This window comes from Caproiciproducens sp. CPB-2 (assembly GCF_036287215.1).
Taxonomy (GTDB): Bacteria; Bacillota; Clostridia; order Oscillospirales; family Acutalibacteraceae; genus Caproiciproducens.
Genome location: NZ_CP142860.1, coordinates 2,582,643 through 2,596,177, shown reverse-complemented (window position 1 = coordinate 2,596,177; position 13,535 = coordinate 2,582,643). Strand labels below are relative to the sequence as shown.

General features: G+C 50.6%; 10 protein-coding genes. 9 read left to right on the top strand and 1 reads right to left on the bottom strand.

Going from position 1 to position 13,535, the window contains the following annotated elements:
- Window positions 1–211: 211 nt before the first annotated feature.
- The 3 genes from VXK30_RS12860 (at window position 212) to VXK30_RS12850 (ending at window position 3,275) form a co-directional block, all read left to right on the top strand.
- The gene (locus tag VXK30_RS12860; RefSeq protein ID WP_275716407.1) at window positions 212–1,762 is read left to right on the top strand and encodes an L-lactate permease; all 1,551 of its coding nucleotides are present in this window, start codon (window positions 212–214) and stop codon (window positions 1,760–1,762) included.
- Window positions 1,763–2,160: 398 nt separating this feature from the next.
- Complete coding sequence (locus tag VXK30_RS12855) at window positions 2,161–2,640, top strand: GNAT family N-acetyltransferase (RefSeq protein WP_275716409.1); 480 nt, start codon at window positions 2,161–2,163, stop codon at window positions 2,638–2,640.
- Between the two features lie 149 nt (window positions 2,641–2,789).
- Window positions 2,790–3,275 carry a GNAT family N-acetyltransferase gene (locus VXK30_RS12850; RefSeq protein ID WP_275716411.1) on the top strand — a complete coding sequence of 162 codons (486 nt, stop codon included), beginning with the start codon at window positions 2,790–2,792 and terminating at the stop codon, window positions 3,273–3,275.
- A gap of 126 nt (window positions 3,276–3,401) precedes the next feature.
- On the opposite strand, the gene VXK30_RS12845 is transcribed toward VXK30_RS12850, so the two are convergent.
- The gene (locus VXK30_RS12845) at window positions 3,402–4,421 is read right to left on the bottom strand and encodes an AraC family transcriptional regulator (RefSeq protein WP_275716413.1); all 1,020 of its coding nucleotides are present in this window, start codon (window positions 4,419–4,421) and stop codon (window positions 3,402–3,404) included.
- A gap of 337 nt (window positions 4,422–4,758) precedes the next feature.
- Between VXK30_RS12845 and VXK30_RS12840 the strand changes: the two genes are divergently transcribed.
- The 6 genes from VXK30_RS12840 (at window position 4,759) to VXK30_RS12815 (ending at window position 13,504) form a co-directional block, all read left to right on the top strand.
- Entirely contained in the window at window positions 4,759–6,024 is a 1,266-nt protein-coding gene (locus VXK30_RS12840; protein ID WP_275716415.1) for an extracellular solute-binding protein, read from the top strand.
- 96 nt (window positions 6,025–6,120) lie between these two features.
- Window positions 6,121–7,347, top strand: a complete 1,227-nt coding sequence (locus VXK30_RS12835) for a carbohydrate ABC transporter permease (protein WP_275716418.1) — start codon at window positions 6,121–6,123, stop codon at window positions 7,345–7,347.
- Between the two features lie 9 nt (window positions 7,348–7,356).
- Window positions 7,357–8,184, top strand: a complete 828-nt coding sequence (locus VXK30_RS12830; protein ID WP_275716420.1) for a carbohydrate ABC transporter permease — start codon at window positions 7,357–7,359, stop codon at window positions 8,182–8,184.
- Between the two features lie 2 nt (window positions 8,185–8,186).
- On the top strand, window positions 8,187–10,484 hold the full coding sequence (locus VXK30_RS12825; protein WP_275716422.1) for a glycoside hydrolase family 65 protein: 2,298 nt from the start codon (window positions 8,187–8,189) through the stop codon (window positions 10,482–10,484).
- Entirely contained in the window at window positions 10,485–11,132 is a 648-nt protein-coding gene (gene pgmB, locus VXK30_RS12820; protein WP_275716423.1) for a beta-phosphoglucomutase, read from the top strand.
- A gap of 332 nt (window positions 11,133–11,464) precedes the next feature.
- Window positions 11,465–13,504 (top strand): thioredoxin domain-containing protein, encoded by a 2,040-nt coding sequence (locus VXK30_RS12815; RefSeq protein WP_275716425.1) that lies wholly within the window; start codon window positions 11,465–11,467, stop codon window positions 13,502–13,504.
- The last annotated feature ends 31 nt before the right edge of the window (window positions 13,505–13,535 follow it).

Below are 13,535 nucleotides of genomic sequence, written 5' to 3'. Positions count from 1 at the left end.
AAATATAATTTTGGATATAACTTCATATGGACTTTATGCTGATTTAAGGATATAATGTGTCCAGTATAGAAATATCCATTTCCGAGAGGATTCTTTTTTGCTGCCGTTCGTTTTCATATATCGCCGGAATGTTTGTCGAAACTGGTAGAACCAAAAGCAGGTAAACTGTGACTATTGCAGCCACTGAAATAAATAGGGGAGGTCTCTTATTATGCTTCAGTCCTATCTTGCTCTGGTACCGATCGTCTGGCTGATTATCGCGCTTACTTATCTGAAGATGCCCGGCCACAAGGCGTGCCTCAGTGCGCTGGCCGTTGCCGCGGTCCTGGCGCTGACGCTTTGGCGCATGCCGGCGGTGGATTGCGCCACCTCCGCCCTGGAAGGTTTCGCCACCGCGCTGTGGCCGATCATTCTGGTCATCATCGCAGCTATTTTTACTTATAATCTTTCTTTAAAAACCGGCGCGATGGACATCATTAAGCGGATGCTCACAGGCGTTTCCGCCGATAAGCGCCTTCTGATCCTGTTGGTGGGGTGGTGCTTCGGCGGATTTCTGGAGGGCATGGCCGGCTTTGGCACGGCAATCGCCATCCCGGCCAGCATGCTGGCCGGGATGGGCATGAATCCGATTGAGGCATGTGTGGTCTGCATGATCGCCAACGCCTTTCCCACAGCGTTCGGTTCCGTCGGCATCCCTACCGTTACCCTGCAGGCAGTGACCGGGCTGGATGCGCTGCCGCTGGCTTTTACGACGGTGTTTCAGATGGTGCCGTTTATGATTCTGGTTCCGTTCCTGATGGTCATCGCGGGCGGGGGCGGCGTCAAAGCGCTGAAGGGCGTTGTGGGCATCACGCTGGTGTCCGGCCTGTCCTTCGTCCTGCCGGAGCTGGTTGTTTCCAGGTTCCTCGGGCCGGAACTGACCGTCATCGTCGGCTGTGTCGTCTCGCTGGCCTGTACCTTCCTGATGGTCAGGGCACGGAAAAATAAGCCGGTTCCCAAGGAGTACGATATGAGTGCGGGGATTGCCGGAACGGCGCAAAAGCAGGACGAACCGGCAATGCCGCTCGCGGTGGCCGGCCTGCCGTTTATTCTTATTTTCGTGCTTCTTCTTCTGACCTCCAAGCTGGTTCCGCCGGTCAACGGTTTCCTTTCTATTTTCAAGTCCACCGTAAAGATCAGCACGGCCTCCAGCGCCGGTCCTGTTTCTTTCAGCTGGATCAATACGCCCGGCATCATCATTTTCGTTGCCACGGTGATCGGCAGCCTCGTGCAAAAGGCCAGCGGCAGGATGATGTGGCAGGCGCTGACCGGCACGGTGAAGCAGATGTCCAAAACGATCATTACCATCATGTCCGTGCTTGCCGTTGCCAAGATTATGACATATTCCGGGATGATCGCCGATATGGCGCACCTCTTTGTCGTTCTTACCGGCCGCTACTATCCGTTTGTGGCGCCGATCATTGCCGCGATCGGTGCGTTTGTCACCGGCAGCGGCACCAACACCGAGGTGCTGCTGGGTACCTTGCAGACGGCTGCCGCACAGCAGATCGGTGTTTCCAAGTACTGGCTCGCCGCGGCGAATTCTCTGGGCGCCGGCGTTGGCAAAATCATGTCTCCCCAGTGCGTTGCCACTGCGGTCGCGGCTGTCGGCCTCGTCGGTCAGGACAGCAAAGCGCTGCGTGCGGTCCTCAAGTGGGCGCTCATTATGCTTGCGATTACCTGTGTGGTAGTCGGCTTCGGCGTTCCTCTTTCTCCTGCCTGAGCACTGCTGACGGATTCCGGGTGTTTTTGGATACAGTCCGGACATAATTTCAGCACATCAGAATTCCTAATTACAAACAAGGCTTGGCATGCGTTGTCATATATCTCCTTCCAGCGAACAAAGGAGCCCTTCTTCCGCCGATGTTTCAGCGGAAGAAGGGCTTCCCGCTGTTCTACGGGACACACGAAACGATGATATTGCCTTTTCAGTTGGGGCTATAGAATAGTTTGTTGTTTCTATTCGGTATTTGCAGTATAATAAACCGGATGATGTCAGATAGAACCTTTACGGTATGGCGGTAATCATTTTCTTTGCTAATAAGCATAGCGGGACGTCTCATCTTTCTTTATAAACTGCACATTATGTTTATTTTTATAAATTGGGAGAAAAAATCTAAAATGGATACAGAATTAAATTTCCGTTTTGCAGACGAAGGGGATATATCAAAGATTTTATACTTCATAAAGGAACTTGCAGCATATGAGAAGATGGCAGATGAAGTAGTTGCCACGGAAGAATTGATAAAGGAGTGGTTGTTCGAGAAGAAAAAGGCAGAAGTGATTTTTGCTGTTCAAAACGGAGTAGAAGTAGGATTTGCATTGTTTTTTCACAACTTTTCCACCTTCCTTGGCCGTGCCGGAATCTATCTCGAAGATTTATATGTTCTTCCAGAGTGCAGAGATAAGGGCTATGGGAAGGCATTATTAAAGCAACTCGCGAAGATAGCGGTTGAGCGCGGATGTGGGCGGCTGGAATGGTGGTGCCTTGATTGGAATAAGCCAAGCATAGATTTCTATCTTTCTCTTGGTGCTGAACCCATGAGTGATTGGACAGTTTATCGAATTGCAGGAATGACCCTTAAAGAACTGGCTGAATAATTTTGGCGTGGTACTGAGGTACTATTCTGCGGGAATTATCAACTTCGCGTGATGTTTATTAAGTGCACTTAGAGCATTCTTCCGGCTCATATAAGACTGCTTATAATAGAGGAATATATTAGACAAATGCCGAATTCAGGAGAAATACAATGATCTATAAAGTTGAAAAAGTCCCTGTGGAGGAAAAGGAAAATGCGCTTGAAATTTATGAATCTCTAAAAGGCAGTTATGGTTGTACATGGGACGTTCATTATCCGGTTATGGAAGATGTCGTCAGGGATATTCAGAGCGGTTCCCTGTATGGTGTTTTTAAAGATCGGGAATTGATTGCCGTAGCCGCCGCGGGGAAAGATGATGAATTAGCGCATTTATCCTGTTGGGATCGATCTCTGCAAAACGCGTGCGATCTGGCACGTGTTGCGGTAAGGGCGGATTATCAAAATCAGGGAATTGCGAAAATGTTGATTACAGGTATCGAAAAAAACGGAATGGAAAGAGAATTCGACGGCATTCATTTAATAGTTGGTAAAACGAACCCTTATGCGATAAGGCTCTATGATTCGTTAGGTTACCTGTGCTGTGGGGAAACTTCCATGTACGGCAATGAATGGTTCTGCTACCAAAAGAAATTATGACGGAGCCGGGCGGGATGGAATAAACTCCAATCCTCCGCCGGAGCACCGGACCGAAACAGCTCCATGGCCGAAAGGCCATGGAACTGTTTTTATGCCGGATGTCCACGCTTCCCTGAATTTTACATATCAGCAGGATGGGCGGGCGCTTTTGCGGTACTCATTCGGGGAGATGAAGAGATGCTGCTTAAAGACAGTACAATAGTAGCTTTGATTGCAGAAATGATAAAAGCTTGCGATATCCGCGATCTCATAGTCTGTGTAAGCGATGAAATAGGTTGATTCCTCAATCCTCCGCCGTGCGATAAAATCGGTAAGCGAGCATCCGACCTCTTTTTTGAAGATACTGCTCAGATAATTCGGATGCACATACGCGTGTTTCGCAATATCGGCCAAACTCAGTTTTTGAGTCAGATTGTTGTTAATATACTGCAGCGCGGAAAAGATGGGGCGCGAATATTTTGCCGAGGTTTTATCCTTTGCCAGCTTGATAAACTCTTTCAACATTTCCTGCTCAAAGTTGCGCACTTCGGAAATGCCGGTCATCTTTTCGATCTGTTGAATAAAAGTGTCGCTGTAGGTAAAAGCGATATCCGGGAACACCCCTGCTTCGATCACCGCGCGCGTGAAAAAGGAGCAGGAACAGATGATCGAGTTCTTGAGGGAGCGCAGCGGATCCTTTGCCAAAACCGCGCGGCTGAGCAGGTTGATTTCCATCAGTGTGTTCAGCGCGCCGTCCGTATCGTAAATCTTGATTTGGTTGACGATCTTTTTTTCTAAAAAAAACGGTGGATGCGAAAACATCTTTTCCTGATTTTTATGGGTATTCTGAAAGTATTCCTGAATAAATCCGACTTCCTTGCCGATCGGGCGGGAATCCGGCGTCCTGTTCATGTTTCTGGCGTTGAAAAGCGATGCGATCAGTTTTCCGCAATAATAATATGTCTGGGGAGTAATTTCGTTTATGCCGTGATAATAGGACTCCAGCTTCTGCTTCCATTTAATCGGGATTTTTTCATTTTGGATCATGTTTACGATCATACCGTCCCGTACCGGCTCTGTCAGAAAAGGCCCGGCCGCTACGACATAAGTATCGTCGAATACATATACAATGAAAAGCTCGCCAAACTCACTGGAAAGATATTGCACGGTATTGTATTCATGGGGACTGTATTGGGTATGTAAGCCTGATTCCCCTGTAATGATTTGCCCGGCTGTCACCAGAATTTCGGGAAAGGATTGCTCGATTCGATCATTTTTTAATATACTGACAGGAAGCTGTGTTGCATAATAAAAAACCTTCACTTGCTCAGATAAATCAAATTCGAGCATAATTTACACCTGTTTAAATTTATTTTAGATATATTTTTATATCTTATTAAGATTATAACACTAATCTTAATATTTTGAAATACTGATTTCCTTTTTTACGTTATGATAAGATCATTCTTAATGGGCGTACAAAACCAAATTTAGGAGGATTGCAATGATGAAAAAGATAATAGCGGCATTTTTGGCAATTGCCATGGCAGCCGGCATGACCGCCTGCGGGAGCCAGCCGGCAAGCTCCTCAAAACCGGCCGATACAGAGAGCCAGACCGCCGAATCCCAAACAGAGGCGGCAAACGGACCCGTCACATTGAAGTTCGGGGCGCAGGCAGATTCCACCCCCGCCACACAGGCTGTTGTAGATGCATTTAACTCGTCACAGACAAAGTATAAAGTGGAGTGGGAACAGTTCACAAACGATTCCGCACAAATGCACGACCAGCTTTTAACTTCCCTTTCCTCCGGTTCCTCCGATTACGACGTCATTTCACTGGATGTCGTGTGGGCCGGCGAATTTGCCGCGGCAGGGTACCTTTCGCCGCTGGATGTCAAGATGAGCGAGGCAGGCTACAAAAAGACGGATTTTAACAAAGGCTCCATGGACTCCGGCAATTACCAGGGCAAGCAGTACACTCTGCCGTTTTTCCCCGATGTCGCCATGCTGTATTACCGTTCCGATATTGTCTCGAAAGAAGACGGTGAGAAACTTGTCGGCGGCAGCTATACATATGACGACCTTTATCAAATGGCGGCAAAATACAAGGGCCAGAAAGGCGCTGTCGACGGTTACGCGTTTCAGGCGAAGCAGTACGAGGGCCTGACCTGCAACGCAAATGAATTTACCGCGAACTTCAAAGATATTAAGGGCGGGCTCCAGATGATGAATAAATTCATTGCTTCCAAGGTTGCGCCCAGCGACGTTCTTAACTACAACGAAGGCTCGACCGACGCCAGCTTTAAAGACGGCAAGAGCGTATTTTCCCGCAACTGGCCGTATCAGTACGGTTTGATCAAAGCCGGGGACGTGGCTGTCAAAACGGAACAGGTCGGGATTGCGCCGCTGCCGGAGGGCGGCTGCGTAGGCGGCTGGCTGCTCGGTATGAACGCGAAATCCAAGAATGCAGACGGCGCATGGGAATTCATCAAGTACCTCGCGGGGCCCGACGGGCAGAAAATCATGTCGACAAAGGGTTCCTATCTTCCGGGCTACAACGCGGTGCTCAAGGATGAGGAAGTCATCAAGGCAAATCCGCTGCTTACCATGGAAGGTTTTCAGAAGGCGCTGAACACGACTATCGCAAGACCGGTTTCCGCCCAGTACTCCAAGACAAGCGACACAATTCAGATTCAGATTCATAAGTATCTTTCCGGAAGTCAGGATGTCGACACCACCGAAAAGGCTGTGCAGGACGCATTGAAATAAATTTGGTAGGCGTGCACCAAAACTGATGCACGCCTTTTTTGTATTACCGGCACAGTCGGGCATGATTCCGAATTTCTGAGATTGTGAGGCTTATCTATGAAAAAGAAGATGACATTCAAAGAATTCTTATTTATCGTACCGCTGTTGGTTATCATCGCCATATTTTCAATCTGGCCGATTTTAACCTCCTTTTCGTACACTTTTTTTGATTATCAGCTCAATAACGCGCAAAAGTCGAAGCTTAGCTTCAGCGGCAGCTTTTCAGCTGATAATTTTAAGGAGAACAGCGAGTATATCAAGATTTTTTTGAATGATGACGCAGCCGTGGCGGCAAAGGACGAGGCGGCCGCAAAAGATTTTGCAGCGGCGCTTTCCGACACGGAGGCTTATACAAAACAATTTTCCACCCTGCAAAGCGGAAAAATCTCCGCCCGGCAAAGCAATGATTTTACCGCTGCAACCACCGGGCTGCAGGCAGAGGTAGAGGCGCTGTATCAAAACCACCCCAATGCAGAGTACGCCAACACGGAATCCCTTCCGAAAATTTTTGAAGAAATAAACAAGGCGATTGCCCCCTCGAATTTCATCGGACTGCAGGGATATCAGAAAATTTTCAGCGACAGCAGGCTGTTTGCCGCGCTTGGACATACGGTGTATTTTACACTGATCTCCGTTTCCATTGAATTTATTCTCGGGCTGGGCCTTGCGCTCGTTATGAACCGGGCGATCCGGGGAATCGGGATCATCCGGGCAAACGCGCTGATCCCATGGGCGATTCCGACTGCGGTTTCCGCGCTGATCTGGAGCTATTTGTACGATGGGTCCAACGGCATTATTTCTCATATTTTTGCCGAAATGGGGCTTGTATCCGAACCGGGAGCGATGCTGCTGACAGGTCCCGGGGCCATGTCGGCCGCCATTCTTACGGATGTCTGGAAAACGACGCCCTATATGGCGCTGCTGCTGCTGGCAGGCCTGCAGGTGATCGACAAAGGGCTGTATGAAAGCAGCGCCATCGACGGCGCCAACCGGATACAGACTTTCTTCAAAATTACGCTTCCGCTGCTAAAGCCTTCCATTCTCGTGGCGGTTTTGTTCCGGATGCTGGATGCTTTCCGCGTGTATGACCTGATCGCCGTTTTGACCGGCGGCGGCCCCGGCGGTTCCACAGAAACGCTTTCCGTTTACGCTTACAAGACGATGTTCTCCCAGACGAATTTCGGATACGGCGCCGTAGTCGTGATGTTTATGTTCGTCTGTGTGCTGATGATCGCGGCTTTGTTCGTTAAGGTGCTGGGCGCCAATATCTTGTCTTCGGATTAGGAGGGACGCATGATGAAAAAAGCAGAAAATAGTATCTTCTATTTGGTGACGGCCGTTTTCCTGGTGATTATCCTGTTTCCGTTTTTCTGGATCCTGATCACCTCCTTCAAACCCTCCAATGAAATTTTCGGTGCCGGAGCGTTCCGCGTGTTGAGCGATCATTCCACCCTGCGCAATTACGGTGCGGTGCTGACGGGAAAGAACATCCTGAGCTCCATCAAAAACAGCCTGGTCGTTTCAGCCACCACCACGCTCTATGTGATTGTTGTGTCAACCATGGCCGCCTATGCGATTTCCCGCTTCCATTTCCGTTTTAAAAATATCCTGCTGGGTCTGATCCTCGTGATCTCGATGTTCCCGCAGATGATCATTGTCGGCCCGGTTTTTAACCTGTTTACCTCTTTGCACTGGACAAATTCCTATTTTATCGTCCTTCCCTACTCGACCATTACCATTCCGATGGCGGTCTGGATCATGGTCGCCCATTTTGGGAAAATCCCGCTGTCCATAGAGGAATCGGCGAGAATCGACGGCGCGTCCGCATTCCGCACGCTGTGGAGCGTGGTGTTTCCGCTGGCGGCGCCGGGTGTGTTTACAACCGCCATTATTACCTTTATCGCCGCGTGGAACGAATATTTGCTGACGGCGACTTTGAACACGGAAATCTCCATGCAGACGGTGCCTGTCGCCATTTCTTTTTTGCGGACACAGTTCCAGATCCTCTGGGGCGAGGTTGCGGCGGCGACGGTGATTGTGACGATCCCCACAATGATGATTGTACTGATTTTTCAAAAGAGAATTGTTTCCGGGCTCGTTTCCGGGGCAGTGAAGGAGTAACTATGGATGAAAGTAACTATGTCTATGAAGTCAGTGATTTTAGTCTTGAAAATGATGAGCTGATGCTGTACGAAACGCTTTTTCATAATGCGAACGGTTACCTTGGCGTCCGTTCCAATTTTGAAGAAGGGTATCCCATCGACTTCCAGTCGATCCGGGGCGAGTACATCAACGGCTTTTATGATTTTGTTGAAATGAAGCAGGCGGAAAGCCTTTGCGGCCTTACCGAAGAAAAGCAGACCATGCTGAATGTAGCCGATACGCAGGGGATCAAACTGTATCTGGGGGACGAGGAGTTCAGCATGTTTGCGGGCAAGGTCCTGAAAAGTTCCCGGGTGCTGGATATGGAAAAGGGCGTGACCCGGCGCAGTGTGGTATGGCGTTCCCCCGGCGGGAAGGAGGTTGAAATCACGATTCTGAGAATGGCCTCCTTCGTGATGCTTCCGCTTTTCACGATAGAATACCGTGTAAAGGCACTGAATTTCAGCGGGACACTGCGCTTTCAATCCACCCATATCGGCAGCGTTCTGAACTATTGCGATCCCAGTGATCCCCGTGTGGCAAACGAGACCTTCCAGCATCTTCTTTCCGCGAAAGCGGAGTTTGTGGACAATGCCTCCGTGATTTCCTCCCGCACCTCAAAATCCTCGCTGGAGGCAGCCAGCGCGGTAAAAAATCTGCTGTCGAAGCCGGCCAAAGAAGAACGTTTGAAAAGAGACAGCACCGCTGCACAAAAGTTTACGGCGGAGGCGGAAGCCGGCGAAACCGTCACGCTGACCAAATATACGGTTTTGTGCGACTCCATCCGGTACCCGGATTGCCGCGCGGCCGCACTGGAACATCTGGAACAGGCCTGCTCGGTCCCGCTTGCGCACTGGTACCGGATGCAGGAACAATATCTGAAGAAGTATTGGGAAAGCTGCGCCGTCCATGTAAAAGGCAATGACGAGCTGAGCAACGCGATTACCTATAACCTGTATCAGCTCATTCAGTCCGTCGGCAAAGACCCCCACAGCAATATCGCCGCGAAGGGGCTTTCCGGCGAGGGCTACGAGGGACATTATTTCTGGGATACCGAAATGTACATTCAGCCTTATTTTCTGCTTACCCAGCCCCAAATTGCGAAAAATCTGATCGAATACCGTTACACCACCCTGGACGCGGCAAGGGAAAACGCGCGTATTCTGGGACACAAAAACGGCGCTCTGTTTCCGTGGCGCACCATTATGGGCAAAGAATGTTCCGGATATTTTCCCTCCGGCAGCGCACAGTATCATATCAACGGCGATATCGCCTATTCCGTCATCAACTATTATCTTTTGACAAAGGATATTGAGTTTATCGCCCGATGCGGGGCGGAGATTATTTTTGAGACCGCGCGGCTCTGGCTGGACGTGGGGAACGACTGCGGCGGAAAATTCCTCATCAACAGCGTGACCGGACCGGACGAATATACCTGCCTTGTCAACAACAACTATTACACCAATGTTTTGGCACAGCACAATTTAAACTGGGCGGTCAAATTTTATGAATTGCTGAAGACGAAAGAACTTCTGACGCCCGTCAGGGAGAAGATCGGCCTGAAGGAAGCGGAAATTTCCGGTTTTAAACATGCGGCGGAGAGCATGTATCTGCCCTATGATAAAGGAATGGATATCAATCCGCAGGATGACTCGTTTCTTTCAAAAGCGGTATGGGATTTAAAAAAGACGCCGCGGCAGGATTTTCCGCTGCTGCTTCATTATCATCCGCTCTACCTTTACCGCCATCAGGTATGCAAGCAGGCGGATACGGTGCTGGCGCATTTCGTTCTGGAGGACGCACAGACGCTGGCCACGATGAGGCATTCCTTCAATTACTACGAGCGGGTTACGACGCATGATTCCTCGCTTTCCACCTGTATTTTCAGCATCATGGCATCCCGGTTGGGAATGCCGGAAAAAGCATACGATTATTTCGGAAAATCCTCTGAGCTCGATTTGTTCAATACCCATAAAAATACAAAAGACGGAATCCATACCGCAAATATGGGAGGCACCTACATGGCGATCGTATATGGATTCGGCGGACTGCGCATTAAGGAGGACGGACTGCACCTTGCTCCGGCTCTGCCCAAGCAATGGGAGGAATACGATTTTAAGATACACGACGAAGACAGCCTGATTCAGGTTTTGGTAAATCGGCGGGGATGTGAAATTTCGCTGCTGAGCGGTACGGAAAAAATGATTTTTATCTATGGCAGAAATTATCTGCTGCGGGACAGGCTGCAGCTTTCGCTGAAAGAATGGGGGAAGGTGTAAGTGAGCTTTCGCTGCGCGATTTTCGACCTCGACGGCGTATTGGTCGACACTGCGAAATATCACTATCTCGCGTGGAAAGAACTGGCCGATCAGCTCGGATTTGAATTTTCACCGGAACAGAACGAACAGCTGAAAGGCGTGTCGCGCATGACGTCGTGTAATCTTCTGTTGAAAATCGGCGGGATGCAGGACCGCTTTTCCGACGGGGAGAAAGAGCGGATGGCGGCAGGGAAAAACGCCAGATACGTGGAATACATTTCCGGCATGGATCAGTCCGAGCTTTTGGACGGCGCGCCGGAGCTTTTACAAGAACTGAGAAGGAGAGGCGTGAAAATCGCGCTTGGGTCCGCCAGCAGGAACGCTCCTCTCATTCTGAAGAATGTCGGGATCGCTTCCCTGTTTGATGCGGTCGTCGACGGCAATCGCATTTCCGCCGCGAAACCGAATCCGGAGGTGTTTACACTGGGTGCGGACTGCCTTCATATTCCCTACCCGGCTTGCCTGGTATTCGAGGACTCCGAAGCCGGCCTTCAAGCGGCAAAACGTGCCGGTATGTATGCGGTCGGCATCGGGGACAGGAGACACCTTCCGTCTGCGGATGTCATATACCCCGGTATAAAAGAATTTGAAATAGACAAATACTTTTAAATATCGGATCAGAGCTGCGTATCGTCCGGCGGCCATGGGAACAAATCCGGGCAATAAAGCAGTCAGTGAAGCCGTAAATCCCATGAATGAAGGATTTGCGGCTCTTATTCTGCCTGAATTCACTTTGTATGTTATCTTGTGCGTGTAGCGTTTACAGCATTTCCAGTTGATCTGCAACAGAGTTGCGTTCTTCCCCCGCTGAAGGCGGAACGTGTTTGTCTCGCAAACTGAAATGGAAGTGCTGTAGAATGATTTCAAGTAAAAAGAATAAATATGGCATTCTTTTTCCTTTTGGGATACACTAAACGAAACAGAAAAAAGAAGGTGATCAAATGCCTGATACTGAAAACAGGGTGCCCAATCGGCTGATCCATGAAAAATCGCCCTATCTTCTTCAGCACGCCTATAATCCGGTCAACTGGTACCCATGGGAAAAGGAGGCTTTTGAAAAGGCGAAAACGGAGGACAAGCCGGTCTTCCTCTCCATCGGCTATTCGACCTGCCACTGGTGCCACGTGATGGAGCGCGAAAGCTTCGAGGACGACGAGGTCGCACAGGAGCTGAACCGGAATTTTATCGCGATCAAAGTGGATAAGGAGGAGCGGCCGGACGTGGACGCGGTTTACATGACGGTCTGTCAGGCGCTCACCGGCAGCGGCGGGTGGCCCCTGACCATTCTGATGACCCCGGACCAGCGCCCGTTTTACGCGGGAACGTATTTCCCGAAGCATTCCCGGTATTCCATGCCCGGACTGATGGACCTGCTTGCTTCCGCCGCGCAGCAGTGGCGGGAAAACCGGAAAGAGCTTCTCGGCTCCGGCGAGCGCATTGCCATGGCGCTGAGGGGACAGACGGTGAAAAAAGCGGGCAGGCCCACAAAGGACCTTCTGGTTTCCGCCCGGTCATGGTTCCGGCAGACTTTTGACCGTCAGTACGGCGGGTTCGGAGCCAGTCCGAAATTCCCGTCTCCGCACAACTTGCTGTTTCTGCTACAGTATGCTATGCTGGAAAAAGACGGGGACGCTCTTCAGATGGCGGAAAAAACCCTGCGGCAGATGTACCGCGGCGGGATTTTCGACCATGTGGGCTTCGGATTTTCCCGTTATTCCACAGATGACAGATGGCTGGTCCCCCATTTTGAAAAAATGCTCTACGACAACGCCTTGCTGACCATCGCGTATCTGGAAGCGTTCCGGATCACTCAAAACGATTTCTATAGAGCGGTCGCCGTAAAGACATTGGAGTATATTCTGCGGGAAATGACGGACGAAAACGGCGGCTTTTACTGTGCGCAGGATGCCGACAGCGACGGTCAGGAGGGGAAATACTACGTTTTTACCCCGGATGAGATCGTTTCCCTTTTGGGGGAAAGCGACGGCCGGACTTTTATCGAATATTTCGGAATGACGCCCGGGGGCAATTTTGAGGGAAAAAATATTCTGAACCTGATCGGAAACCCCGATGCCGAGCGTCCGAACGAGGCGATCGAGCGGCTGCTCCCAAAGGTGTATGAATACCGCCTGACGCGTACAAAGCTGCATAAGGACGATAAAATCCTGACCTCCTGGAACGCGCTGATGATCACGGCGTTTGCCGATGCCTATCGGATTCTGGGGGATAACCGTTATCTGGCCGCGGCGGAAAAGGCGATGCGCTTTCTCCAAAGCAGCCTGACCGATGAACAGGGCGGCCTGCGGGTACGTTACCGTGACGGAGAAGCCGCGGGTACGGGCGGGCTGGACGACTACGCGTTTACCGTGTGGGCTTTGCTGAGTCTTTACGACGCAACCTACGATGCGGATTATCTTCAGCGGGCGGCGGAACGGAACCGGACCATGCTGGACCGGTTTTTTGATGGGGAAAACGGCGGCTTTTATCTTTCCGCAAGCGACGCGGAACCGCTTATTTACCGTCCGAAGGAAACCTATGACGGCGCGATTCCGTCCGGCAACTCCGCGGCGTCCCTCTGTCTAATAAAGCTGGCGGCGCTTACCGGGAATCCGGTTCTGGAGGAGGCCGCGGATCAGCAGCTCCGCTTCATGGCGGGCGCCGCGCAGGAATTTCCGGCGGGGCACAGCTTTGCGCTGACGGCCATGACGGCCGCGCTGTACCCTTCCAGGGAAATCGTATGCGTGGTAAAGAACGGCGCCGATTTTGAACGAGTCAGATCCCTGCTGCATCAAAAAAGAATGCCCAACACCACCGTGCTTGTAAAGAACGCGGAAAACGCGGAGCAGCTGGCAAAGCTTGCGGAATTTACGGCGGAATATCCGCTCGGGGAAGGCCGGAGCGCTTATTATATCTGTCAAAACAACGCCTGCTCGCCCCCGGTTTACGATCTGAAAGAGCTGGAACAAAAACTGTCGCAATAAAAGACTCCGTGCGAAACCTGCTGGTTCCGCA